Origin of the sequence: Pseudomonas sp. G5001, assembly GCF_013385475.1 — a bacterium.
Classification (GTDB): domain Bacteria; phylum Pseudomonadota; class Gammaproteobacteria; order Pseudomonadales; family Pseudomonadaceae; genus Aquipseudomonas.
In genome coordinates this window covers 279,133-304,062 of sequence record NZ_JACAPZ010000011.1, presented here as the reverse complement: position 1 = coordinate 304,062, position 24,930 = coordinate 279,133, and the positions used below count along the sequence as shown (strand labels likewise).

General features: G+C 58.6%; 18 protein-coding genes. 5 read left to right on the top strand and 13 right to left on the bottom strand.

Annotated features, from left to right (window positions below):
* The first annotated feature begins 150 nt into the window (after positions 1-150).
* The 3 genes from HX805_RS11490 (at position 151) to HX805_RS11480 (ending at position 2,814) form a co-directional block, all read left to right on the top strand.
* Positions 151-1,734 (top strand): peptide chain release factor 3, encoded by a 1,584-nt coding sequence (locus HX805_RS11490; protein WP_003215978.1) that lies wholly within the window; start codon positions 151-153, stop codon positions 1,732-1,734.
* A gap of 188 nt (positions 1,735-1,922) precedes the next feature.
* On the top strand, positions 1,923-2,393 hold the full coding sequence (locus HX805_RS11485) for a hypothetical protein (RefSeq protein ID WP_177116871.1): 471 nt from the start codon (positions 1,923-1,925) through the stop codon (positions 2,391-2,393).
* A gap of 145 nt (positions 2,394-2,538) precedes the next feature.
* Entirely contained in the window at positions 2,539-2,814 is a 276-nt protein-coding gene (locus HX805_RS11480; RefSeq protein WP_003215984.1) for a hypothetical protein, read from the top strand.
* A gap of 112 nt (positions 2,815-2,926) precedes the next feature.
* Here HX805_RS11480 and HX805_RS11475 read toward each other — a convergent pair whose 3' ends face one another.
* From HX805_RS11475 to HX805_RS11415, 13 genes are all read right to left on the bottom strand, one after another.
* A complete protein-coding gene (locus HX805_RS11475) occupies positions 2,927-3,898 on the bottom strand; it encodes a peptide ABC transporter ATP-binding protein (RefSeq protein WP_003215987.1) in 972 nt (323 codons plus the stop codon).
* The gene (locus HX805_RS11470; protein ID WP_003215989.1) at positions 3,898-4,866 is read right to left on the bottom strand and encodes an ABC transporter ATP-binding protein; all 969 of its coding nucleotides are present in this window, start codon (positions 4,864-4,866) and stop codon (positions 3,898-3,900) included. The genes HX805_RS11475 and HX805_RS11470 overlap by 1 nt, the downstream gene beginning before the upstream one ends.
* Positions 4,867-4,876: 10 nt before the next feature.
* Complete coding sequence (locus HX805_RS11465) at positions 4,877-5,788, bottom strand: ABC transporter permease subunit (protein WP_003215991.1); 912 nt, start codon at positions 5,786-5,788, stop codon at positions 4,877-4,879.
* A gap of 10 nt (positions 5,789-5,798) precedes the next feature.
* On the bottom strand, positions 5,799-6,809 hold the full coding sequence (locus HX805_RS11460; protein WP_003215992.1) for an ABC transporter permease subunit: 1,011 nt from the start codon (positions 6,807-6,809) through the stop codon (positions 5,799-5,801).
* 74 nt (positions 6,810-6,883) lie between these two features.
* Positions 6,884-8,482 (bottom strand): ABC transporter substrate-binding protein, encoded by a 1,599-nt coding sequence (locus HX805_RS11455; RefSeq protein WP_003215993.1) that lies wholly within the window; start codon positions 8,480-8,482, stop codon positions 6,884-6,886.
* Positions 8,483-8,563: 81 nt separating this feature from the next.
* Positions 8,564-9,961: an OprD family porin gene (locus HX805_RS11450; RefSeq protein ID WP_003215995.1), complete on the bottom strand. Its 1,398-nt coding sequence runs from the start codon at positions 9,959-9,961 to the stop codon at positions 8,564-8,566.
* Between the two features lie 171 nt (positions 9,962-10,132).
* The gene (locus HX805_RS11445; RefSeq protein WP_371135981.1) at positions 10,133-11,677 is read right to left on the bottom strand and encodes an ABC transporter substrate-binding protein; all 1,545 of its coding nucleotides are present in this window, start codon (positions 11,675-11,677) and stop codon (positions 10,133-10,135) included.
* Positions 11,678-12,041: 364 nt separating this feature from the next.
* A complete protein-coding gene (locus HX805_RS11440) occupies positions 12,042-13,670 on the bottom strand; it encodes an ABC transporter substrate-binding protein (protein ID WP_003216000.1) in 1,629 nt (542 codons plus the stop codon).
* A gap of 258 nt (positions 13,671-13,928) precedes the next feature.
* Complete coding sequence (locus HX805_RS11435) at positions 13,929-15,530, bottom strand: ABC transporter substrate-binding protein (RefSeq protein ID WP_008437261.1); 1,602 nt, start codon at positions 15,528-15,530, stop codon at positions 13,929-13,931.
* Between the two features lie 135 nt (positions 15,531-15,665).
* Positions 15,666-18,038, bottom strand: a complete 2,373-nt coding sequence (locus tag HX805_RS11430) for a hypothetical protein (RefSeq protein WP_218167326.1) — start codon at positions 18,036-18,038, stop codon at positions 15,666-15,668.
* Entirely contained in the window at positions 18,035-18,406 is a 372-nt protein-coding gene (locus tag HX805_RS11425; protein ID WP_152634743.1) for a hypothetical protein, read from the bottom strand. Before HX805_RS11425 ends, HX805_RS11430 begins: the two co-directional genes overlap by 4 nt.
* Before the next feature lie 58 nt (positions 18,407-18,464).
* Complete coding sequence (locus tag HX805_RS11420) at positions 18,465-21,812, bottom strand: dermonecrotic toxin domain-containing protein (RefSeq protein ID WP_023659189.1); 3,348 nt, start codon at positions 21,810-21,812, stop codon at positions 18,465-18,467.
* Positions 21,813-22,111: 299 nt separating this feature from the next.
* Positions 22,112-22,825, bottom strand: coding sequence for an SIMPL domain-containing protein (locus HX805_RS11415; RefSeq protein WP_177116870.1), 714 nt, complete (start codon positions 22,823-22,825; stop codon positions 22,112-22,114).
* A gap of 206 nt (positions 22,826-23,031) precedes the next feature.
* Between HX805_RS11415 and HX805_RS11410 the strand changes: the two genes are divergently transcribed.
* Both HX805_RS11410 and HX805_RS11405 read left to right on the top strand, forming a co-directional pair.
* Positions 23,032-24,294, top strand: a complete 1,263-nt coding sequence (locus tag HX805_RS11410) for an ATP-binding protein (protein WP_177116869.1) — start codon at positions 23,032-23,034, stop codon at positions 24,292-24,294.
* Positions 24,287-24,847, top strand: coding sequence for a response regulator transcription factor (locus HX805_RS11405; RefSeq protein WP_003216016.1), 561 nt, complete (start codon positions 24,287-24,289; stop codon positions 24,845-24,847). The genes HX805_RS11410 and HX805_RS11405 overlap by 8 nt, the downstream gene beginning before the upstream one ends.
* Positions 24,848-24,930: the final 83 nt, after the last annotated feature.

Below are 24,930 nucleotides of genomic sequence, written 5' to 3'. Positions count from 1 at the left end.
CGATAGCAGGGGAGTGGACGTCTCTACCTTTTAAAAGGTTCCATACTTGGCAGCAATTAGCCACCCCCAATGGGGTGAACGGTGGTCCGTCACCCCGGGTTTGCGCTATACTCGCCGCCCTTTTTTGACTCACCTGCCAGGCGATTTCCCATGACCCACCAGGCCGCCGAAGTCGCGAAACGCCGCACTTTCGCCATTATTTCCCACCCCGATGCCGGTAAAACCACCATCACCGAAAAGCTGTTGCTGATGGGCAAGGCGATCGCGGTGGCCGGCACGGTGAAATCCCGTAAATCCGACCGCCATGCCACCTCCGACTGGATGGAAATGGAAAAGCAGCGTGGTATTTCCATTACCACGTCGGTCATGCAGTTCCCGTATCGCGACCACATGATCAACCTGCTCGACACCCCGGGCCACGAAGACTTCTCCGAAGACACCTACCGCACCCTGACGGCGGTGGACTCGGCGCTGATGGTCCTCGACGGCGGTAAAGGCGTCGAGCCCCGCACCATCGCGCTGATGGACGTGTGCCGCCTGCGGGATACGCCGATTGTCAGCTTTATCAACAAACTCGACCGTGACATCCGCGACCCGATCGAACTGCTGGACGAAATCGAAGCCGTCCTGAAGATCAAGGCCGCGCCGATCACCTGGCCGATTGGTTGCTACCGCGACTTCAAGGGCGTGTACCACCTGGCCGACGACTACATCATTGTGTACACCGCCGGCCACGGCCACGAACGTACCGATGTGAAAATCATCGAGAAGCTCGACTCCGACGAAGCCCGCGCCCACCTGGGTGACGAGTACGACCGGTTTGTCGACCAGCTGGAACTGGTGCAGGGCGCCTGCCACGAGTTCAACCAGCAGGAATTCCTCGACGGCCAGCTGACGCCGGTGTTCTTCGGTACCGCCCTGGGCAACTTCGGTGTCGACCACGTGCTGGATGCCGTGGTCAATTGGGCCCCCAAGCCGCTGGCCCGGGTTGCCAACGAGCGTACCGTGGAGCCTGTGGAAGAGAAATTCGCCGGCTTCGTGTTCAAGATCCAGGCGAACATGGACCCCAAGCACCGCGACCGTATCGCCTTCATGCGTATCTGCTCCGGCAAATACGAAAAAGGCATGAAGATGCGCCACGTGCGTACCGGCAAGGACGTGCGCATCGGCGACGCCCTGACCTTCTTCTCCTCCGAGCGTGAGCAGCTGGAAGAAGCGTATGCTGGCGACATCATCGGCTTGCACAACCACGGCACCATCCAGATCGGTGACACCTTCACCGAAGGCGAAGTGCTGGGCTTCACCGGTATCCCGCACTTCGCCCCGGAACTGTTCCGCCGCGTACGCCTGCGTGACCCGCTGAAATCCAAGCAACTGCGCCAGGGTTTGCAGCAGTTGGCGGAAGAGGGTGCCACCCAGGTGTTCTTCCCGGAACGCAGCAACGACATCATCCTCGGCGCCGTCGGTGTGCTGCAGTTCGATGTAGTGGCCAGTCGCCTGAAAGAGGAATACAAGGTGGAATGCTCTTATGAGCCGATCACCGTGTACTCCGCGCGCTGGATCGACTGCAGCGATAAGAAGAAGCTGGAAGAGTTCAAGATCAAGGCCGTGGAAAACCTCGCGATCGACGGCGGTGGTCACCTGACCTACCTGGCCCCGACTCGGGTCAACCTGGCGCTGATGGAAGAGCGCTGGCCGGATGTGAAATTCCGCGCGACCCGTGAGCATCATTAAGATCTGAGCGGTACACCAAAAGGCGAAGCTGTCATGGCTTCGCCTTTTTTCATGCCCGAGAAAAGTGAATGGGCGGGTGTTGCATGCTTGCTGAATCGTTTCTCTGTGAGACTTGACAGTATTTCCCTGCCTTGCCTTCGGTCTATAAAGGCGATGCAGCGAGTCCCTTTAAAAGATGAGGTGATGACATGACTGATCCTAAAGCAAACGGTTCTTCAGGTGATATGCACGTTGTTTTAGTGCCTGAGCAAAATATGATGCTGACCCATGATGTCTTGCTTACTGCACTGTCCCGTCTAGTTGCAGTCGCTGGCTACCATGGCGGGGTTAATGGGGTATCCATTCACTTTCTTCGAACAGGCCTTTCAGGCATTCAAAAAGGTGATGTTTTCAAAGTCGGTGTTCATGATGGCCTGGAAGTGGCGGCGATTGATTACACGTTCGAAGGTGATCACAGCATCCATGAGGCGGTAGACGGAAAAATTACTGTAGAGGATATCGATCATTCGCTGCCCTCTCTTCGTCTTAGCTTTGAGTTTCACGGCGAATTCAACCACGAAGTTGAAAACTTCCATGGGTCGTGCCGAGTCGAGGGGCTGGACAATTCCGGCTATGAAAAGATCAAGAGCCGATTTTCGAAAGACAGGCGAGAAGCGTAGAAAACCGTTCGCAGGGGATTGAAGCGATTGTGCCGCCCATCCAGGCCAGGTGTTGCGAGAACGCCGCATTGGGTCTAGCGTCTATCGTGGCGACGGTAAAAGGCTGTCGTGCGCAATTCATCTTCTGACTGGGCGGAATTCGACCATGAGTATCTTTCAACGTGTGGTGCTGTTGCTCAAAGTGCTGGTGATGATGTCATTGGGCATGTCTGCCGCGTGGGCCAATACGGCTGTGCAAAGCCATGGCACAGGGTTTGTGGCGGCGAAGACGGTGCAGGCGGGTGGCTTGCAGTTGGCCAAGAGTGAATCCGAGCCCGGTGACGAAAACCAGGGCGGTTCCAAGGACGATGACGATGCCGAGAACCCGGACAATGATGGCGAAGACAGCGACACCTACAACGATGGCGACAGCGATACATAAGTAACGCAGGCAAAAGAAAGCCCCGCTTGCCGAACAGATGCGCTATCCGACAAGCAGGGCTGTAGAACACTGGAATGCTCTGGACTCACCCTCCAGAGCATTTTTTTGCACGTCAGACCACAAATTGCTCCGCGTAGTGGCAAGCCACCTGGCGGTTGTCCAGAGGTCGCAGCACCGGTTCATCGGTGCTGCACAGCTGGGTCGCGTACGGGCAGCGCTTGTGGAAGGCGCAGCCAGACGGCGGGTTCAACGGGTTGGGCAACTCGCCGACGATTTTGATCTTCGGTTTGTTCGGGTCCGGATGAATGGTGGGGGTTGCCGACAGCAACGCCTGGGTGTACGGGTGCAGCGGGCGTGCGTAGATGTCTTCCTTCGGGCCCACTTCCACCGGGCGGCCGAGGTACATCACCATTACGTCGTCGGCGACGTGCTGCACCACCGCGAGGTTGTGGGAGATGAACACGTAGGCGGTGTTGAATTCCTGCTGCAAATCCATGAACAGGTTCAGCACCTGGGCCTGGATCGATACGTCCAGCGCCGAGGTCGGTTCATCCGCCACCAGCACCTTGGGTTGCAGCATCATCGCCCGCGCCAGTGCGATTCGCTGGCGCTGGCCGCCGGAGAACATGTGCGGGTAGCGCTGATAATGCTCAGGGCGCAGGCCCACTTGCTTCATCATCGCCTGGACCTTTTCCCGGCGCTCGGCGGCAGACAGGTTGGTGTTGATCAGCAGCGGCTCGCCCAGTTGGTCGCCGACCTTCTGGCGCGGGTTCAGCGAGGCGTAAGGGCTCTGGAACACCATCTGCACGTCTTTGCGCAGTTGCTTGCGCTGGGCCTTGTCGGCACCGGCGACTTCTTGCCCGGCGATTTTCAGCGAGCCGGAAGACGGCTCTTCAATCAAGGTCAGGGCGCGGGCCAGGGTGGATTTGCCGCAACCGGACTCGCCCACGACCGCGAGGGTCTTGCCGGCTTCGAGCTCGAACGACACACCGTTGAGTGCGCGCACCAGGGCATGGCCCTTGAACAGGCCACGGGACACTTCGTAGTGACGGGTCAGGTCGCGGGCGGTAAGTACGACGGCCATTACGCCACCTCCTGATTCAGCGGGTAGAAGCAGCGGGCAAGGCTGTGGCTTTTCGGGTCAAGGCCCGGGCGTTGGGCGCGGCAGGACTCCTGCACATACGGGCACCGCGGCGACAGCAGGCAACCCTGCGGGCGGTCATAACGGCCGGGAACGATACCCGGCAGCGTGGCCAGGCGCGTGGCGCCCAGGCTGTGCTCGGGGATCGCCTTGAGCAACGCTTCGCTGTACGGGTGCGCCGGGATGTCGAACAACTGCGGCACCTGGCCGACTTCCACGGCCTGGCCGGCATACATCACGCACACGCGCTGGGCGGTTTCGGCCACTACCGCGAGGTCGTGGGTGATCAGCACCAGGCCCATGTTCTGCTCTTTCTGCAAGGCCAGCAGCAGGTCCATGATCTGGGCCTGGATGGTTACGTCGAGGGCGGTGGTCGGTTCATCGGCGATCAGCAGTTTCGGCTCGCCGGCAATCGCCATGGCGATGGCCACACGTTGGCTCATGCCACCGGACAGCTGGTGCGGGTAGGCATCCATACGGCTGGCTGCGCCCGGGATTTCCACCTTTTCTAGCAGTTCGATGGCACGCTTGCGCGCTTGCTTGCCGGACATTTTCAAATGCAGGCGCAGCACTTCTTCGATCTGGAAACCCACGGTGTAGCTGGGGTTCAGGGCGGTCATCGGGTCCTGGAAGACCATCGCCAGGTCTTTGCCGACGATCTGCCGACGCTGGCGGTTGCTCAGCTTGAGCATGTCCTTGCCGTCGAAGTTCAGGGCGTCGGCGGTGACGATACCGGGGTGCTCGATCAGGCCCATCAGCGCCATCATGGTCACGGATTTACCCGAACCCGACTCGCCAACGATCGCCAGTACTTCACCTTTGTCGACGGAGATGTCGAGGCCATCGACCACCGGCACGGCGGTCTTGTCGCCGAAGCGGACATTGAGATTCTTGATTTCTAGCAGTGACATGGGAATCTCCTCAGGCGGCGTTCTTGAGTTTCGGGTCCAGCGCATCGCGCAGGCCGTCGCCCATCAGGTTGATTGCCAGCACGCTGAGCAAAATGGTCAAGCCAGGCAGGCTCACGACCCACCAGGCGCGTTCGATGTAGTCGCGGGCCGAAGCCAGCATGGTGCCCCACTCAGGGGTTGGCGGTTGTACGCCAAGGCCCAGGAAGCCCAGGGCGGCAGCATCGAGAATCGCCGAGGAGAAACTCAGGGTGGCCTGAACGATCAGCGGCGCCATGCAGTTCGGCAGCACGGTGACGAACATCAGGCGCGGCAGGCCGGCGCCAGCAAGGCGTGCGGCGGTCACGTAGTCACGGTTCAGTTCGCCCATCACCGCAGCGCGGGTCAGGCGGACATAGGACGGCAGCGACACGATCGCGATGGCGATCACGGTGTTGATCAGGCCAGGGCCGAGGATCGCGACAATCGCCACAGCCAGCAGCAGCGACGGCAGGGCCAGCATGATGTCCATCAGGCGCATGATGGTCGGGCCGAGCAGGCGCGGGAAGAAACCGGCGAACAGGCCCAGCAGGATCCCCGGGATCAGCGACATCACCACCGACGATAAGCCGATCAGCAACGACAGGCGCGAACCCTGGATCAGGCGCGACAGCAGGTCACGCCCGAGTTCATCGGTGCCCAGCAGGAACTGGATCTGCCCACCTTCCAGCCAGGCCGGAGGGGTCAGCAGGAAGTCACGGTATTGCTCGCTCGGGTTATGCGGGGCCACCCAAGGGGCGAAGAGCGCGCAAAACACCACCAGCAACATGAACAGCAGGCCGGCAACGGCGCCCTTGTTCTTGGAAAAGGCTTGCCAGAATTCTTTGTACGGGGACGGGTACAGCAGGCTTTGATCGACTGCTACCGCGGGAGTAGGTGTGGTCATGGTCATGATCTCAGCGCTGGTGACGGATGCGTGGGTTGGCGAAGCCGTAGAGGATATCCACCACGAAGTTCACCAGAATCACCAGGCAGGCGATTAACAGGATGCCGTTTTGCACCACGGGATAATCCCGTGCGCCAATGGCTTCGATCAGCCATTTGCCGATGCCGGGCCACGAGAAGATGGTTTCGGTCAGGACCGCGCCGGCCAGCAATGTGCCGACTTGCAGGCCGACCACGGTGAGTACCGGGATCAAGGCGTTACGCAGGCCGTGGACGAACACCACGCGTGCCGGCGACAGGCCCTTGGCCTTGGCGGTGCGGATGTAGTCTTCGCGCAGTACTTCGAGCATCGACGAACGGGTCATGCGCGCGATAACGGCCAGCGGGATGGTGCCGAGCACGATGGCCGGCAGGATCAGGTGGTGCAACGCGTCCCAGAATGCGTCCGGCTCGTCGGCCAGCAGGGTGTCGATCAGCATGAAGCCGGTGCGCGGCTCGATGTCGTAGAGCAGGTCGATCCGTCCGGAGACTGGCGTCCAGCCCAGGCTGACGGAGAAGAACATGATCAGGATCAGGCCCCACCAGAAGATCGGCATCGAATATCCCGCCAGGGAGATGCCCATCACCCCATGGTCGAACAGGGATCCTCGCTTCAAGGCCGCGATCACCCCGGCTAACAGCCCCAGGATGCCGGCGAACAACAGGGCGGCCATGGACAGTTCCAGGGTCGCAGGGAAAAGGGCGGTGAATTCAGTCCACACGCTGGTACGGGTGCGCAGGGATTCGCCGAGGTCGCCGTGGGCGAGCTTGCCGACATAATCCAGGTATTGCGCGTAGAGCGGTTTATTCAGACCAAGGCGTTCCATTGCCTGAGCGTGCATCTCGGGGTCGACTCGTCGTTCGCCCATCATGACTTCGACGGGGTCGCCAGGGATCATGCGAATCAACGCGAAGGTCAGCAAGGTGATGCCGAAAAACGTGGGGATCAATAACCCCAATCGGCGGGCAATAAAACTAAACATCTTGTTGTGTACCTCAATCAGCCGGTTAGGCAGGTTCGGCACCGTCAATGTCGACGGTGCCGAGCGTCTCTTATCTACTTCACCTGGGTGGTGGCGAAGTTATTTGTGGTCAGAGGGCTTTGGGTATAACCCTCGACGTTTTTACGCATGGCGGTGAACATTTTCGGGTAAGCCATGGGAATCCATGGTTGGTCCTTGTCGAAAACGTCCATTGCTTGTTCATAGAGTGCAGCGCGCTGGGTGGGTTCAGCGATGGCGCGCGCCTTGTCGATCAAGTCTTGAAACTCCTTGTTACACCAGCGGGCGTAGTTTTCGCCGTTTTTCGCTGCATCGCAACTCAAGTTCGGGGTGAGGAAGTTATCCGGGTCCCCGTTATCCCCCGCCCAGCCGGCGGAGACCATGTCATGTTCGCCATTCTTGGCGCGCTTGAGCATTTCGCCCCATTCCATGACCTTGATGTTCACTTTCAGGCCGATCTGCGCCAGATCCGCCTGCATGCGCTGGGCGCCGAGCATCGGGTTGGGGTTGGTCGGGCCGCCGCCGTTGCGGGTGAACAGGGTGAACTCGGTGCCTTCCGGTACGCCGGCTTCCTTGAGCAGGGCGCGGGCCTTGTCGAGGTCGCGGGGCGGGTTTTTCAGCTTGTCGCTGAAACCCAGCAGGGTCGGCGGGTACGGGCCGGTGGCGTCGACCGCGTTGCCTTTGCCGTACAGGGATTCGTTGTAGCCCTTCTTGTCGAACGCGATGTTGATCGCGTGACGCACCCGCGCGTCGCTCATGTACTTGTGGGTGGTGTTCATGGCGGTGTAGGCGGTGGTCATCGCCGCCAGTTCCGCCACCTTCAGGTTCGGGTCGGCCTTCATGCTCGGCACGTCATCCGGTTTCGGATAGAGCGCGATCTGGCATTCGTTGGCCTTGAGCTTTTGCAGGCGCACGTTGTTGTCGGTGGTGATGGCCAGGATCAGCGGGTCAGCCGGCGGCTTGCCACGGAAGTAGTCCGGGTTGGCCTTGAAGCGCACTTGGGCGTCTTTGGCGTAGCGGGTGAAGATGAACGGGCCGGTGCCGATGGGCTTGGCGTTCAGGTCATCGGTCTTGCCGGACTTGAGCAACTGGTCGGCGTATTCGGCGGAGTGAATCGAGGAAAACGCCATGGCCAGGTCGGCCAGGAACGGTGCTTCAGGGCGGGTCAGGGTGAAGACCACGGTGTGGTCATCGGTCTTTTCTACGCTCTTGAGCAGTTCCTTGAAGCCCATGCTTTCAAAGTATGGGTAGCCCACGTTGGACTTTTTGTGCCACGGGTGATTCGGGTCCAGCTGGCGCTGGAAGCTCCAAAGCACGTCGTCGGCGTTCATGTTGCGCGTGGGTTTGAAGTAGTCGGTGGTGTGGAACTTGATGTCGTCACGCAGGTGAAAGGTGTAGGTCAGGCCATCGGCGCTGATCTCGGGCAGGTCTTTGGCCAGCGCCGGGATCACTTCGGTGGTGCCGGGCTTGAAGTCCACCAGGCGGTTGAAGATGGTTTCGGCCGCGGCGTCGGCGGTGACAGCCGTGGTGTACAGGACCGGATCGAAGCCTTCCGGGCTGGCTTCGGTGCAGACGACCAACGGTTTGGCCGAGATGCCCACAGCAACGCTCAACAGCGCAGCGGCAATGGCGGCTTGTAACGGGAGCATTTTCATCTAAGAGCCCTCTGCAATCGATTGGACCAGACAAGCGTAGGCGGCGGGCCCGTCCTGAGCCCGCCGCCGACCTGGCGCTGATTAAAGAATGTTGAACGGGATGGTGGTCACCAGGCGGAACTCACGCAGGTTGCCGTCAGCCTGGTTGGCGCTGGCACGGTGAGTCACGTAGGTACCACGAATGGTGGTGGCCTTGAGTGCGCCGCTCTGGATCGCGTAAGCCGCGCCTACACCGTATTCCTGGTGCTTCTCGCCGTCCTGGGCCTGAATGCCGTTGTAGGCAAAGCCAGCGCGGCCGCCGTCGCCGGTGTAGTGAGTACCGTCGATACCCCAGCCACGTGCCGAGTAGACGTTGAACTTCAGGCCCGGCACGCCGTATTCGGCCATGTTGATGCCGTAGGCGATCTGGAAGGACTTCTCGTTCGGACCGTTGAAGTCGGACGTCAGGGAGTTGGCCAGGTAGATGCCGTTGGTTTCGTGCAGGTAGTCGAAGTACTCGTCGCCGTTCACGGCCTGGTAGGAGAAGGTCAGGCTGTGAGCCTGGTGGGTCAGGCCGAACGACAGCGAGTAGGTGTCGTTGTCGATCTTGCCCATCAACTTTTTGCCTTCGTCGACGGTTTTGTAGTAGTTCAGGCCCGTGGTCAGGGACAGGGTCTGGCTGTCACCCAGCTCGTGGGTAGCACCGAAGTAGTACTGGTTCCAGAAGTCTTCCACGTTAGCGGCGAACAGGCTGGTCTTCAGGCTCTTGAACGGCTGGTAGTTGACGCCCAGGGTGTTGACCTTGTCGGTTTCCTGGCGACCATTGCCGTATTCAGTACGGAATTTCGACAGGCTCTGCTCGGTCCGTGGCGAAACGCGGTCGAACACGCCGCCCTGGAAGGACAGGTTGCTGAACTCTTCGCTGTTGAAGCTCACACCTTCGAAGCTCGAAGGCAGCGCACGGTTACCGATGGTGTCGATGATGCCGCTGCTGAAGTTCTGGCGACCGGCGGTCAAGGTGGTGTTCGAGACACGGAACTTGACGTTGGCCAGGCCCAGTTTGCTCCACTGGTCTACAGCGTCGCCGTCGGAGTCGGCCAGGGTACGGTTGGAGCCGCCCTTGATGTCGCGCTTGCTGCGGTCCAGGACCAGAGCGTTGTAAACCGCCACTTCAGTGCTCACGCCAACGGTGCCTTGGGTGAAACCCGAGGTAGCGTTGAGGATGGTGCCTTGCACCCAGTTGGTACGGTAGTTGTCAGTACGGGCTTCGCCGTGCTTCTGGTAAGTGAACTTGCTGCCACGGAAGCGTTGTTCGTTGGAGAACCAGTTACGGGTTGTACCGCCCAGGCTTGCGCCATCGATAAAGCCTTTGGCCTCGCTTTGGGCGCTGGTGCCGGCCAGTGTGGTTGGAACGAAGTCCTGGCTTGCAGGATCAGCGTAGGCGTTAGCCGTGATGCTGCTGATGGCCAGGGCCAGTAGCGCGGTGCTGCTCAGTTTCATGGGTGAAGCTCCTTTGGTTCTCTTTTTAATGCCGGTCTTTTTAGGTGAACCGGCTATTGGGTGTGTAACTCGTTCAAGCCTTTGCAAACGTTTGCCCATGGGTAAAACCCGAAATAAGGCTGCACGTTTGCAGCAAGGCGAATGCTCGCCCTGCGCAATCCGGTTATCTTTTTATGGGTTGATGCTGACGCCCGAGAACACGTTGCGGCCGAAGGGGCTCACTTTGAAACCTTCGACTTTGGCGCTTAACGGCTGGTTGACCGTCGAGTGGGCGACTGGCGTGATCGGCACCTGCTGCTTGAGCAGTTGCTGCGCCTGTTTGTATAGAACAGTCCTTTGTTCGCGGTCGGTGACGACCTTGGCTTGCTTGATCAGCTTGTCGTACGCCGGGTCACACCACATGGAGTAGTTGTTCCCGCCGATGGCGTCGCAGCTGTAGAGGGTGCCCAGCCAGTTGTCCGGGTCACCGTTGTCGCCGGTCCAGCCGATCAGGCTGATGTCATGCTCGCCATTCTTGGTGCGCTTGATGTACTCGCCCCATTCATAGCTGACGATCTTGACCTTGAGGCCAATCTTTGCCCAATCGCTTTGCAGCATTTCGGCCATCAGCTTGGCGTTGGGGTTGTACGGCCGTTGTACCGGCATCGCCCACAGGGTGATCTCGGTGCCTTCCTTCACGCCGGCAGCCTTGAGCAATTCCTTGGCTTTTTCCGGGTTGTAGGCGGCGTCCTTGATGGTGTCGTCGTAAGACCACTGGGTCGGCGGCATGGCGTTGACCGCCAGTTGCCCCGCGCCCTGGTACACGGCGTTGAGGATGCTCTGCTTGTTCACCGCCATGTCCAGGGCCTGGCGCACTTCGAGCTGGTCGAAGGGCTTGTGCCGCACGTTATAGGCGATGTAGCCGAGGTTAAAGCCTGGCTTGGTCAGCAGTTGCAGGTTCGGGTCGGCCTTCAGGGCTTCGACGTCGGCCGGGCGCGGGTGCAGGGTGATCTGGCATTCGCCGGCCTTGAGCTTTTGCACCCGTACCGAGGCGTCGGTGTTGATCGCAAAAATCAGCTGGTCGAGCTTCACGCGGCTCGGGTCCCAGTACTGTTTGTTGCCGGTGTAGCGAATCTGCGAGTCTTTCTGGTAGCGCTGGAACACGAACGGCCCGGTGCCGATCGGCTTCTGGTTGATGTCGCTGGGCTTGCCGACCTTGAGCAAATGGTCGGCGTATTCGGCCGACAGGATCGAGGCGAAGCTCATGGCGATGTTCTGGATAAACGCGGCGTCGACCGTGTTCAGGGTCATCACCACGGTGTGCGGGTCGGTTTTCTCGACCTTGGCGATATTCTTGTTCAGGCTCATCCCGTTGAAGTACGGAAACTCGGTGGGGTAGGCCTTGCGGAACGGGTGTTCGGGGTCAAGCATGCGATTGAAGGTGAACAGCACGTCGTCGGCGTTGAAGTCGCGCGTCGGCTTGAAGTCCTTGTTGCCGTGGAATTTCACCCCTTCACGCAGATGGAAGGTATAGGTCAGGCCGTCTTCGGAAATATCCCAACGGGTTGCCAGGCCCGGTACGACATTGGTCGCGCCTTTTTCAAACTCGGCCAAGCGGTTGTAGATAGGCTCGGCGGCGTCGTTATCGGTGGCCGTCGTGTATTGCGCGGTGTCGAAGCCCGCCGGGCTGCCTTCGGAGCAAAACACCAGGCTCTTTTTCTCGGCAGCCTGGCCCATCGAGGCCACAGCCAGCAGGCTGGTGCCAAATATCGCGGATAGAACGGTGGTATGGCGCATAACAATCCCGATCCTTGTTTGTTGTTTTCGTCAGTGAGCAATCGCAAGGTCATTCACGACCTTGCGACAACACTGATCCCACAACGGCAGTTGCCCTACAGAGACGATGCGTCTGCCGTACCACGACGTTATGGGTCGGGAGCCAGGCAGTAAATGCAACGAATCTGACAGACCTTGTAGGTAACGGAGCCGCGATTCGCAGTTAGCTGCCGTAGGACGGCAGCGTGTGCGGAGGTGGTCTGTTTCCTACGGTCTTGGCGGATGCAATAACGGCGACGTTATGAAACGTCGCCGCCAGAGATCCTTACTTGCCGCTTACGCTCACGCCGTAGAAGGAGTTCAAGCCAAATGGGCTGATCTTGAAGTCCTGCACGTTGTTGCGCATGGGTTGATACACCGTCGAGTGCGCGATAGGTGTCATCGGGACTGCATCTTTGAGGATATGTTGCGCCTGCTTGTACAGCTCGGTGCGTTTGGCTACGTCGGAAGTCGCCTTGGCTTCTTTCACGATGCCGTCGAATTTCTTGTCGCACCACTTGGAGAAGTTGTTGCCGGCCAGGGAATCGCAGCCGAACAGCACGTTCAGCCAGTTGTCCGGGTCACCATTGTCGCCGCTCCAGCCAATGATCATGGCTTGGTTCTCGCCGCCTTTGGAACGCTTGATGTACTCGCCCCACTCATAGCTGACGATGTTCACTTTCAGGCCGATCTGTTTCCAGTCGTTCTGCAGCATCTCGGCCATCAGCTTGGCGTTCGGGTTGTACGGACGCTGGACCGGCATCGCCCACAGGGTGATCTCGGTGCCTTCCTTGACGCCGGCTTCCTTGAGCAAAGCCTTGGCTTTGGTCACATCAAACGGCGCATCCTTGATGGTGGTGTCATAGGACCACTGGGTTGGCGGCATGGCGTTGACAGCCAGTTGGCCTGCGCCCTGGTACACCGAGTCGATGATCTGCTGCTTGTTCACCGACATGTCCAGGGCCTCACGCACGCGCAGGTCGGACAGCGGGTTAGGCGCGGTCTGGCCCTTGAGGACCGGCATTACGTTGTAGGCGATGTAGCCCAGGTTGAAACCGGCTTGGTGCGGCAGTTTCAGGTCCTTGTCTTCACCCAGCGCCTTGAGGTCGGCCGGACGTGGGAACAGGGTCACCTGGCATTCGTTTTTCTTCAGCTTCTGGATACGCACCGACGGGTCGGTAGTGATGGCGAAGATCAGGTTGTCGATCTTCACGTCTTCAGGTTTCCAGTAATCCTTGTTGCCGGTGTAACGGATGTTGGAGTCTTTCTGGTAGCTCTTGAACACGAACGGACCAGTGCCGATTGGCTTCTGGTTGATGTCCTGTGCCTTGCCTTCCTTCAACAGCTGGGCGGCGTATTCAGCCGACTGGATGGAGGCGAAGCTCATTGCCAGGTTCTGGATGAAGGCGGCGTCCACGGTGCCAAGGGTGAACTTGACGGTGTGGTCATCGACTTTCTCGATGTTCTTGATGTTGGTGTCCATACCCATGTCCGTGAAGTACGGGAACTCGGTCGGGTAGGCTTTACGGAACGGATCGTCTTTATTGATCATCCGGTTGAAGGTGAAAAGTACGTCGTCAGCCGTGAATTCACGAGTTGGCTTGAAGTACGGGGTGGTGTGGAACTTGACGCCTTCACGCAGGTGGAAGGTGTACGTCAGGCCATCCGGGGAAACGTCCCAGGTCGTGGCGAGCCCAGGAACAACAGCGGTGCCGCCGCGCTCGAACTGGGTCAGACGGTTGAACATGGTTTCGGCCGAAGCATCGAAGTCTGTTCCGGTGGTGTACTGGCCTGGATCAAAACCGGCCGGGCTCCCTTCGGAGCAGAACACCAGGTTGCTCGCCGCTTGGGCGAAAGGTGCAGCAGCCATTAAACCGGCGCTGACTAATAACGGAATGACTGCGTGTTTAAGCATGTTGGCCTCATGATTTGTTGTCATTTTTGGTAGTGAGGGCGACCTCGTGAGTCGACCTGCGGATACTTATGCAGGGCCCATACCCAATGCAAGATGTTGAGAGCCTACAACGGCTAAACAGTGGTACGAACGTACACGAATGTCGCATATGTGTAAGTTCAGACACATTTACGCACTTTTGAGGGTTTTTTTCGGTGCGAGGGCTGCACCAGGAATGCCCAACCGAGGCGTCTGGCGCACTCGGTTGGGGCGCGGCTGTTACTTATTCAGACTGACGCCGTAGAAGGGAGTGAGTCCAAAAGGACTGATCTTGAAGTCCTGTACTTCCTTTCGCAGGGGCTGGAAAACCGTCGAGTTTGCGATAGGCGTTATAGGTACTTGTTCCTTAAGGATTTTTTGTGCCTGTTGATACCACTTGATGCGCTGCTCGCGGTCGCTGCTGACCTTGGCCTGCTGCACCAGTTTGTCGTAGGCCGGGTTACACCATTTTGCATAATTGCTGCCCTTCACCGCGGCACAACTGTAGAGCACGCCCAGCCAGTTATCCGGGTCGCCGTTGTCGCCGGTCCAGCCGTAGATCATCACGTCGTGCTCGCCGGCTTTGGCGCGTTTGATGTACTCGCCCCACTCATAGCTGACGATATTGGCCTTGATGCCAATCTTTTCCCAATCCTGCTGGATCATCTGCGCCGACATCCGGGCATTGGGATTCGACGCGCGTTGTACGGTCATCGCCCACAGGTTGAGGGTGGTACCTGGTGCAACCCCTGCTTCTTTTAGTAGCGCCCGCGCCTTGGCCGGATCGTAGGGCGCGTCCTTGATTGTAGGGTCATAAGACCACTGGGCCGGAGGCAGGGCGTTCTGCGCCAATTGTCCGGCGCTCTGGTACACCGCCTTGATAATTGCCGGCTTGTCGATGGCCATGTCCAGCGCCTGGCGCACCTTGAGCTGGTCCAGGGGCGGGTGGGTCACGTTGTAGGCGAGAAAGCCCAGGTTGAAGCCGGCTTGCTGAAGAACCCGCAGGTTGGGGTCTTGCTTCATCACTTCGATGTCGGAAGGGCGCGGGTAACCGCTGACCTGGCACTCGCCGGCCTTGAGCTTTTGCAGGCGCACGGCGGCGTCCGGGGTGATCGAGAACACCAGGTTGTCGAGCTTCACATCTTCGGGCTTCCAATACTGTTTATTGGCGCTGTAGCGAATCTGCGAATCCTTCTGGTAACGCTTGAACACAAATGGCCCGGTGCCCACCGGCTTCTGATTGATGTCCGCGGCCTTGCCTTCCTTGAGCAACTGCGCGGCATATTCGGCGGACTGCACCGAGGCGAAGCTCATGGCCAGGTTCTGCACGAAGGAGGCGTCAACGTTGTTCAGGTTGAAGCGCACGGTGTGCTCGTCGAGTTTTTCGACGCTCTTGATCGTGGTGTTCAAGCCCATGTCGGTGAAGTAGGGCGACTCCGATGGATAGGCCTTGCGGAACGGGGTCTCGGGATCCAGCAGGCGCTGGAAGGTGAAGAGCACGTCGTCGGCGTTGAAATCACGGGTCGGGGTGAAATAGTCGGTGGTGTGGAACTTGACGCCATCGCGCAGGTGGAAGGTATACATCAGGCCGTCTTTGGACACGTCCCAATTGGTTGCCAGGCCGGGTTCGACTTCAGTGCCGCCACGCTTGAACTGGGTCAGGCGGTTGAACACGGTTTCGGCGGAGGCATCGAAATCGGTGCCACTGGTGTACTGGCTGGGGTCGAAGCCGGCGGGGCTGGCTTCGGAGCAGTAGACCAGGGTGCCGGCTGCCTGGGCCATGGGCATGAATGCCAGCAGGCCGGCAGCAAGGAGCAGCGGTTTTAAGGTGATTCTTTCCATGGAGACCCCTGAAGTGGCAGGCAAATAGTGCCCGAACGAAAACGGCAGTCACCGAGGTTACCGCCGTTCTTGTCACTCAGGTAGAGATAAGCATGCGAGGCCCCAGTGTCTCCGGGATTCGGCTATTCCAGGTCGCTACGATTTAGCCGGAAAGTGTTCGGGTTTATAAGTGAACGCCCACCACTTGAACGGATTCCAGTACGGGTTGTTCTTTGACGGCTTGAATTTCTTGATTCGCGCCATTTCGTCGCTGACATACTGTGCAGCCTCAGCTCTTACTGCGGTACGGACGTTATCGGTGATCTGAATATTTTGTGCGGATAAGTTCTCCAGGTAGATTTTTTCTACCTTGTCAATGGCAGCTTTTATCTCTTCAGGGGCCAGGTTGGCACTCAAGGTGCCGCTATAACCTTTGACAGGGCGGCCAATCAACTTTTGGAATTGAGCGGCAAACGAAGCATCCCCACCGGTTGCGGAATCACATGACAGCAGGCGCACGTTGTCGAACTCTTCCGGATGGATCCCTTTGCTGTGAAGCGTATCCAGCAATTCTTCCGGACTATTGAGCTTTCCATCATAAGAAACTTTTGCGACCCCGGTAGTCTCATCGACTTTACCGTGTACCAGTATGTTCAATCGCTGGGCCGAACCTTGTTTGTTCACATCCACGAACGTGTAAAGTTTATCGTTGATAGTGTTCAGGCTATCTATTTCTCCACTGAGAATACTGGTTTTTTCAGCAGTAGAAAAAAGGGCCTCGCCGACCGGCAGATTTTTAACCGTTTTCAGGGGCGGCAGTTCGACGCCGTCTACGTTGATAGATGCCGGGGGGGCCTCTGGTCCACTCGACTCAATTTCATTTAAAGACGGGTCCGGATGACTATCGCCGGATACTTTCGAAACGCGTGTCAGCTCAAATTCGCTCTTCTGCGAATTATAGTTCCAGCGGTAGTCTTCAGTAACGGTGGAGTTGAACGTGATCGGAGTTTCACCCAGGCTCGCCTCGACCAAACCGGGTGCAACTTCGTGTGCCAGCATCAGGCTTGAGATGACGGCCGCAGCAGTTCCCCCTGTGCGCTCGCCTGCGGTCTTGCCATAGAGGCTGTCATGCACGCCAAACACGATATTGCCTATATTGCCAACAATGGGCAGATTACCAAAGGTTTTGCCCCAGGTGTCTTTCACCGACTTCCAGGCTTGCTGCGAGGCACCAAACACATCCGTCTGGTCGGCCCACACCGCATTGTTGGCGTTCTGCTCCTGATAGTGGGGGGCGATACCTTTGTTCAGATCGCCAAATTGCAGCCCATAACCTGCTTTTCGCGATTCGGTGTAGTTGAATAGCTCTCGTACCGGCACGGATTTATCTTTGTACCAGTGTTCGTACCCCGGATATCGCGACCGATTATCCTGGATGAGGCTGTCGAGCACCGCCCCGGCCGGTGGCCAGTGGGCATTGTGTCCCCCTTGCATATCACCGGTATTGAAACGGCGCATCAATTCATCACGATTGTCTTTGGCCCAGTTCGCAAATTCGTCATCGCCTTTTATCTCGCGGACAGCGCCGTTCTTCAAGTCGATCATGACTCCCTGATTGGGGCGATTGGCGGGATTGCCATCGTAAGGCGTGTAGGGGATAAAGGCATACCCGCTCATGGGGTAGCCGTAAATATTGGGGATAATCACTTGCCCATTCTTGTCCAGCGTGCGATTCACCGCTTCCTGGCCGGCAGGGCTTAACCTTGCGAAATTTTCCGTGTCACTACGAAGGCTCAGCAACGTGCCCCGTGTTACATAGGCGTCTGCTTTTCCCGATCGCTCTGCTATTGTTCCGGAGCCCTCGCGCATCGGCGCGGCTATGTCTTTCTCCCAGCGAGCTTGAAGTTGTCGGCCGAACGCTTCCAAATCATTGATTTTTGTCCGGTCTTTTTTTTCTATTTCCATTTCAGGAAAATTTAAAACCCCACCACGTGCGGGTCTGTCGTGCGCTAGAGCACCCGCTGCAATTTCCCATGCGAAATAAGTGTGTGTCTGGGTATCAGAGAGATTTTGTGCTGTGCCCATACCGACATAGGTATCGAACGTTACCGTGAACTTTTCATGCGGGTCGAACCCGGCTGCCAATAAACCCCCACTGAAGTATCCTGCGGGGTCCATGAACAGGCGCACGTTCTGGAACTTGACGTTTCGTTCGCCTTCAGTGCCACTTTCTATATTTTCGATCTGCGTCTTTACACGATTGGCATAGGCATCGATATGAGCCTCTCGCTCATTGTAGATATACCCATCGCCTGGCGCGTGAACAAAGTCGGGTCCGTAAATGGTTGCCTTGTAGATATCAGACTCGTTCCTGGCGGCAGTGCCAACGTTGTCCGTTTCATAAATATCGGTACTCTTCAATGGCGTTGGCGGTATCCGTTCCAGCGCCTCGGTACGTTGTTCTTGAGTCGTACCGGGTAGCGGTGTTTTTGGGTAATGGACAATGTTAAGTTGAACTGAGCTTGTCATTTCAGATTACCTGGCTGGATGTTGATTGCACGCATCTGCGCCGCCATAAACTGTGGATGAGGAGTACGGTGATCTACGCCATGAGTGGTGCAGCGTCCAGGCGTGTTCCGCTCGTTGAGGGTGAGGATGTAGTTGTCCATTGCACGGGTTATAAGTTGAAAAGATTTATCACCAACGCACTTCAATGTGTCCGGACCAGCAGACGCCCGGCGATTAAGCATTTTCTGAAGCTGGTAACCGGTTATTACCGCTGAAACTTCTTGAATTAAGTGCCAGGCAAAAAAATGCTGCCCGAAGGCAGCGGCATTGCAGTCCTGCTCCTTGAAATGGCAGGTGAACGCTACACGAACGAGAACGGCGGTCACCACGATTGCCGCCGTTCGGGTTACCCAGGTTGAGATAAGCGCCTGCGTCGCGGCGATCGCCTTAAAACACCTGTGCGCCGCCATAAACGGTGGACTGTATCCACCGCGGGTCCATAGGATCGCTCCAGACGTGCCGAGGCGGCGTACCACCATCTCCGATCAGGATTTGCCGGCCCTCGTCGCTCCATTCCTGCATGCGTTGTGCGAATTGGCCGTGGTACTCGTTGGCCGGACAAGTGATACCGGCCCATGGGTCCACTATCCACGCATCGGCCCATTCGGGCTCGGCAAATCCAGCGGTCAAGAGGTTAGGCTGACTTGCGGGGCCGCCGACCACGCTGAAGGTGTGTCCCTGCACTTGTGCAATGCGGGCAAAGCCGCCGCTGGCGTTAACGGTATCGGTGGCGACCCTGGCCATCTGGTCGCAATTGCCAGCACCCGTTTTCAGGATGACCTCCGAGTAGTTGGGCGCGCCGGTTCGAGTGTATAGCCAGGTCACTATTTCATTGGCCACGTCGCTGCGCAGACTGTTACCGGCATCGGCCAGGGTTTTCTGGTTGGCCGACCGTATACCGGTTGTCTGGAACTGTTCCTCCACCGTTCTCTTGCCCCAACGGGCGTAGGCCTTGTTTTGCTCGTTGACCGTGAGCTGCCCGAAATAGTGAGGCTTTTGAAGGGGCTCAAGTTGTATGGTCTTGGCGGCCACCTCTACCTTCTTGTCCCAGGCATAGACTGCCAGTAGAACTTCACGTTTCTTTTCATCGGACAGTCCGGCCAGGACTCGGTCCAGTTGGGTGGCTTGATCGGGTGTGAAGTTGTATTCAAGGCTCAGTTTTTTTGCCAGTGAGTCCAGGGAGGGCAGTATCACCAGATCGTTATTGTGGGTTTTTCCGGAAATGTCACGATAGAGGTCCTTGTACTCGTCATGCAGCCTGATGATGTCCCGGCTGGCCGGATCGGTGTTTGCGGCGATGCGTTGAAAGTTGAGCGCAGGGTTCGAACCGTCGTATTCGGCCACGTAGTAAATGCCGGTATCGCCCTCGACCACCACATAATCTATTCCTGCGTAGGGTATTTTTATGCCCCTCAGGACGCGCTGGTCATCACTGAGATCACTGATCTGGTCCAGCTTTACAACCACGGTTTCCTGGTTGAGCGCCCGTGGTTGACCGATATCTTCATAGCCGAAGTCCGGCTCATTGAGCACCACCCCGCTGGTTTGGTTGCGGTAGGTAACCGGCGTGTGCCCGGGCACCGACATCAGCTCCTGGCTGGATGTGTCGCTCACTCTATACAGCCTGTGCTCATGCACCACGGTCCGCGCGCCTTCCTGCGTTGGGGCGCCCGGCAAGAGACGCCGATGCTCAAGTGCCTGGGCGTCTTGAGCGACCGATGTATCGGCGTCCTCGATCATTTTTGTGTAGCACAAGCTGTCAATGTTGCGCTTTACGCGGCGCCCAACCGGCGCACAAACGGCTTCAAAATCCTCCAGCGGCTCGGCATGCTCGGTAGGCCCCATCTTGGTCAAGGCGTCCGGTTGTGCGGGGTCGTAGCGGTAAACGTCATCCCCGACCACTACATCGGTATGGGTTGCACGCTTGATCAGGAAGGTCTGGTCTGCGGACAGGCCCTCAGGTACCAGCACGCTTGCCCCTGCAGCTCCCGGCTCGACTTCGCGCGTGAGGGCGATGCGGGTGGAGGACTCAAGGGCTTTCGAGGCCCTCTCTATCCCTTTCTCCACCAGTGAAGTTGCGCCCGAAGCCACCGTCGGCAGCGCATTGAGCACTCCGAACACGATATGGTCGGCCCCGCCTTTCTTGCCGTGCTTGACGTCATCGATGCCGATACCGGCCTCCGCTACGCCGGAGGCGACGTAGAACACCTCGAGGGCCACGGCGACTTCGGGCATCACCAGTGCCAGCGGCGTCATCAGCATCGCGACCTTGGTGGCGGTTTCCAGGCCTTTGAGGATGTTGGCTTTGGTCACGTCGCTGTCGGTGACGATTTGGGTCTCGGCATCCTTGTACGAGCGATCTTTCTGGCGGGCAGTAATGGCCTCGAATGGGTCCTGGGCGAGGGGTTCGGTGGTGATGAAAGTCTGCGGGTTGAATTCATTCAGGCGCTCCAACACATCGGCATCCGGCGCGTCTTTGCGGTGCCAGCCACCCAGCCCGGTCAGTGTCTGGTTCACGCCGTCGGAGAACGTCCGGTCGGCCTGGTCACGCAGCGTGAAATGGGTTGAAAGGGCTTCGCGCTTGGTGGGGTCGGCAGCTTGCTCAGCCAGCCAGTTTTTCATCTGGGCCTGGCTGTCAAAGCGATGAATAGGCGACGAGTTGCCGGGAATATACAAAAGCGTGGGGCTGATGATCTTGCCGTCATCGGTGACCTTGGGGTTTTTGTCGGTGATGTACAGCAGGTCCGAAGATTGAAAACCGTTGATGCTGAGCAGACCCATTTCCAGGCCTGGGTCCTGGGCGGCAGAGGCTTTCAGGTCCTCGACGCGGAGGTTCGACCAGTCTTTATCGGTGGTCAAGTTCGCTGCGCGTAGCGCCAGTTCCTTGTCGCTTGGGCTCAGGCTGCCGGTCTTTTCCTGGAGCAGGATGGCGGCAACGAAGGAGGCCTTGGTCAATGCCGTGTATTTGCTTTCGTGGCTGGGCCAGAACGTATCCAGGAATGTTTTATACGGCGCGGCGCGTTCGGTGTTCCACACCAATTCCCTGAATTGCTCCGGGGTCTTTTTGATCCGCATCGACTCGTTGTATTGCTGGCGCTGGCCGGGCGGGGAGGCGCGGTATATAAACTCATAGGTCTGCTGGGCATTGACGGCAGAGTCAATGGCAAGCCCCGCCTGGCCCAGCGGCGAAAACGTCAGTAGCCGTTCCAGCCAGGTATGCAGGGTCGTGCGTGTTTTTTCCTCGGGCGTCTGGTGTTCATCGGTGTTGTTTTTTTTCTGCACATCTTGCAGGGCCGCCTGGGTCAAGGTTATCCGGTTCAGTACCTTTGCATTGCGAGGAGGCCTTCCCCGTGTCGGGTCGTAGTTGAAGGTAGTAATAAACGTGTTGTCCGGATCAACGTCCTCGCCCCACTTTTTCTTGATTTCGGCCTTGATAAGGTTGGCGGTGCTTTCCAGGGGCGTCTCGAACCCTGTCGTTGCACTGCGAATGTAGTTTTCGACTGTCTTGTTGTATGGCAATCCCGGGATCAACACGTCGTGAGTGTGACGGCGGGGTCGTGATGCGGGAGTGTCGGTGGCCCGATCGGCTGCCTTTACGGGCTGCCCTGGCGAATATGTCTGCCGTGAAGTATCCGTACCTTGGCGGGGTTTTCCCTGTTCTTCGGCAATACCTGCCGAGGAGGGGGTATCAAGGAAGAAGCCGTTGTTTGCCGCGATGGAACCTATGGTGGTCATATGACAAATCCTGATGTGCATGGTGTGCAGGAATGATGTGATGTCCGCCATAGGTGGTTCAGCGTGTAGGCGTGTTCCGTTCTTTGATGGGGAAGATGTAGTTCGCCATTACGCGGGTTATAAGCTGAAAAGATTTATCGCCGGTGCGCTTCAAGGTGTGTGGACCAGAACACTCTCAGCCATTGAGTATTTTCTTAAGCTGATATCCGGTTATTACCGCTGATACTTCTTGAATGAAGTGCGCAGGCAAAAAAAACGCTGCCCGTGGGCAGCGTCATTGCAACTGGGGTACCGCTCGATCAAGGCATCTGGACTTCGATCACGCCATCTGCTGTCATGTTGACCTGGCTGGTGCCGGCTTCGACTTCCGGCGTCGGTGCCGAATCCATCGCTGCGGCTTTCATCATCATCCCGCCGCGGGCATACGGCTGTGGATAACCGTTGGTGTTGAAGTTCAGGTTGATGATCTTGTAGCCCTTGCCGCCCAGCGCATCGGTGGCCAGTTGTGCACGGGCCTTGAATGCGGTGACCGCTTCTTTAAGCAGGGCATCTTCGCTGGCCTTGCGGGTCGGGTTGGCGATGGCGAAGTCCATGCTGTCCATTTTCAGGTTGGTCAGCATGTCGCCGGTGAGCTTGGACAGGGCGGCGAAGTCGGCACTTTCCATGCGCAGCTCAGCGCGTTCACGCCAGCCGGTGATTTTCTGGTTCTTGTTGTCGTAGATCGGGTAGCTGTTGCGGCTACCCTGGCGCAGGGTCACGCCTTTGACTTCGCGGGCCTGGGCCAGCGCCTTGTTCATGGTGGTGGTGATTTCGGCGGCAAGCTTGGCCGGGTCGGTGTTCTGCGACTCGGTGTACAGGGTGACGATCATCTGGTCGCGCGCCACTTCCTGGCTGACTTCGGCACGCAGGGAAATCTGGTTGTAATGCAGTTCGTCAGCGGCCATGGCCGGCAGGCTGGCGAGGGTAGCGGCGCCGAGGGTGAGGGTGGCTGCACTGCGAATGAAACGAGACATGTAAGCTCCTTGAGATGTTCGTGTTCGGTAAGACTGTAGACGCAAGGTTTCAGTTCTTCGGGTTTACACATTCGCTACAAGTTGGCGGATGCCGACGAACGGTCATGATCCTGACCCCTGCGTCAAAGAGCCACACACGCCGTGCCAGCGCTGTCGCTTCGTTTATACTCCGTGCGATCCGCCTGCAGCGCTCATCGGGAGAGCTCATGCTCGCCGCCGTAAAACTGACTTCCGCCACCCGCCAGAACCTTTGGCGCCTGACGTTCATCCGCACCCTGGTGCTGGCCGCACAGGCCGGTTCGGTGGGGCTCGCCTATTGGTTCAAGCTGCTGCCGCTGCCCTGGTTGCAGTTGGCCGTGACCCTCGGCTTCTCCACGGTGCTGTGTGTATTTACCGTGATCCGGCTGCGCACCACGTGGCCTGTGACCGAGCTGGAATACGCCCTGCAACTGGCCTGCGACCTGTTTATCCACAGCGTGTTGCTGTACTTCTCCGGCGGCTCCACCAACCCGTTCGTGTCCTATTACCTGGTGCCACTGACCATCGCGGCGGTGACCTTGCCGTGGCGTTATTCGGTGGTGCTGTCGGGTATTGCCCTGACCCTGTACACCCTGCTGCTGGCACAGTTCTACCCGTTGCAGACCTTCCCCATCGCCCGGGAAAACCTGCAGATCTACGGCATGTGGCTGAGCTTTGCCCTGTCGGCGGCGGTCATCACCTTTTTTGCCGCACGAATGGCGGAAGAGCTGCGCCGCCAGGAAGAACTGCGCGCCATTCGCCGCGAAGAAGGCCTGCGTGACCAGCAGCTGCTGGCCGTTGCCACCCAGGCCGCCGGCGCGGCCCACGAATTGGGCACGCCGCTGGCGACCATGAGCGTACTGCTCAAGGAAATGACCCAGGACCATCACGACCCGGCCCTGCAAGACGACCTGAGCGTGCTGCAGGAACAGGTCAAGCAGTGCAAGCTGACCTTGCAGCAGCTGGTGCGCGCCGCCGAGGCCAATCGCCGCCTGGCGGTGGAGATGCAAGACGTCACCCAGTGGCTGGACGAAGCCCTGAACCGCTGGCACCTGATGCGTCCCGAAGCCAGTTACCGGTTCCACCTGCTGGGCCAGAGCACGGTGCCGCGCATGGCACCGCCGCCGGACCTGACCCAGGCGCTGCTGAACCTGCTGAACAACGCCGCCGATGCCTGCCCGGAAGGGTTGGAAGTGACCCTGGACTGGGATGCGGAAGACTTCACCATCAGCATTCGCGACCACGGCGCCGGTGTGCCGCTGGCGATTGCCGAGCAGATCGGCAAGCCCTTCTTTACCACCAAGGGCAAAGGCTTCGGCCTGGGCCTGTTTTTGAGCAAGGCCAGCGTGACCCGCGCGGGCGGCTCAGTGAAACTCTATAGTCATGAGGAAGGCGGTACGCTCACCGAGCTGCGCCTGCCCCGTGTCGCACGAGGAGACATCGATGAGTGACGAGATCCAAGTCGAAGGCGAAGAACTGCCGCACCTGCTGCTGGTAGATGACGACGCCACCTTTACCCGCGTGATGGCCCGCGCCATGAGCCGTCGTGGCTTTCGCGTCAGCACCGCAGGTTCCGCCGAGGAAGGCCTGGCCATCGCCACGGCCGACCTGCCGGAATACGCGGCCCTGGACCTGAAAATGGACGGCGACTCCGGCCTGGTGCTGCTGCCCAAGCTGCTGGAGCTGGACCCGGAAATGCGCGTGGTGATCCTCACCGGCTATTCCAGCATTGCCACCGCCGTCGAGGCGATCAAGCGTGGCGCCTGCAACTACCTGTGCAAGCCGGCAGATGCCGACGACGTGCTGGCCGCCTTGCTCTCCGAGCACGCCGACCTCGACACCCTGGTGCCGGAAAACCCGATGTCGGTGGACCGCCTGCAGTGGGAACACATCCAGCGGGTGTTGACCGAGCACGAAGGCAACATCTCCGCCACGGCCCGCGCCCTGGGCATGCATCGTCGAACGTTGCAGCGCAAGTTGCAGAAACGCCCGGTTCGACGTTGAACGGCGACTGAACAATCTGCTTCAGGCCGCACGGAGCCCTGAACCGATCGTCTATGATCGGTTCAAACGCCTGTTATTTTTTT

What these genes read in the sequence shown, in the direction of transcription:
- HX805_RS11490 (WP_003215978.1), top strand. Translation starts at nt 151, where the DNA reads ATGACCCACCAGGCCGCCGAAGTCGCGAAACGCCGCACTTTCGCCATT.
- HX805_RS11485 (WP_177116871.1), top strand. Translation starts at nt 1,923, where the DNA reads ATGACTGATCCTAAAGCAAACGGTTCTTCAGGTGATATGCACGTTGTT.
- HX805_RS11480 (WP_003215984.1), top strand. Translation starts at nt 2,539, where the DNA reads ATGAGTATCTTTCAACGTGTGGTGCTGTTGCTCAAAGTGCTGGTGATG.
- HX805_RS11475 (WP_003215987.1), bottom strand. Translation starts at nt 3,898, where the DNA reads ATGGCCGTCGTACTTACCGCCCGCGACCTGACCCGTCACTACGAAGTG.
- HX805_RS11470 (WP_003215989.1), bottom strand. Translation starts at nt 4,866, where the DNA reads ATGTCACTGCTAGAAATCAAGAATCTCAATGTCCGCTTCGGCGACAAG.
- HX805_RS11465 (WP_003215991.1), bottom strand. Translation starts at nt 5,788, where the DNA reads ATGACCACACCTACTCCCGCGGTAGCAGTCGATCAAAGCCTGCTGTAC.
- HX805_RS11460 (WP_003215992.1), bottom strand. Translation starts at nt 6,809, where the DNA reads ATGTTTAGTTTTATTGCCCGCCGATTGGGGTTATTGATCCCCACGTTT.
- HX805_RS11455 (WP_003215993.1), bottom strand. Translation starts at nt 8,482, where the DNA reads ATGAAAATGCTCCCGTTACAAGCCGCCATTGCCGCTGCGCTGTTGAGC.
- HX805_RS11450 (WP_003215995.1), bottom strand. Translation starts at nt 9,961, where the DNA reads ATGAAACTGAGCAGCACCGCGCTACTGGCCCTGGCCATCAGCAGCATC.
- HX805_RS11445 (WP_371135981.1), bottom strand. Translation starts at nt 11,677, where the DNA reads ATGGGCCAGGCTGCCGAGAAAAAGAGCCTGGTGTTTTGCTCCGAAGGC.
- HX805_RS11440 (WP_003216000.1), bottom strand. Translation starts at nt 13,670, where the DNA reads ATGCTTAAACACGCAGTCATTCCGTTATTAGTCAGCGCCGGTTTAATG.
- HX805_RS11435 (WP_008437261.1), bottom strand. Translation starts at nt 15,530, where the DNA reads ATGGAAAGAATCACCTTAAAACCGCTGCTCCTTGCTGCCGGCCTGCTG.
- HX805_RS11430 (WP_218167326.1), bottom strand. Translation starts at nt 18,038, where the DNA reads ATGACAAGCTCAGTTCAACTTAACATTGTCCATTACCCAAAAACACCG.
- HX805_RS11420 (WP_023659189.1), bottom strand. Translation starts at nt 21,812, where the DNA reads ATGACCACCATAGGTTCCATCGCGGCAAACAACGGCTTCTTCCTTGAT.
- HX805_RS11415 (WP_177116870.1), bottom strand. Translation starts at nt 22,825, where the DNA reads ATGTCTCGTTTCATTCGCAGTGCAGCCACCCTCACCCTCGGCGCCGCT.
- HX805_RS11410 (WP_177116869.1), top strand. Translation starts at nt 23,032, where the DNA reads ATGCTCGCCGCCGTAAAACTGACTTCCGCCACCCGCCAGAACCTTTGG.
- HX805_RS11405 (WP_003216016.1), top strand. Translation starts at nt 24,287, where the DNA reads ATGAGTGACGAGATCCAAGTCGAAGGCGAAGAACTGCCGCACCTGCTG.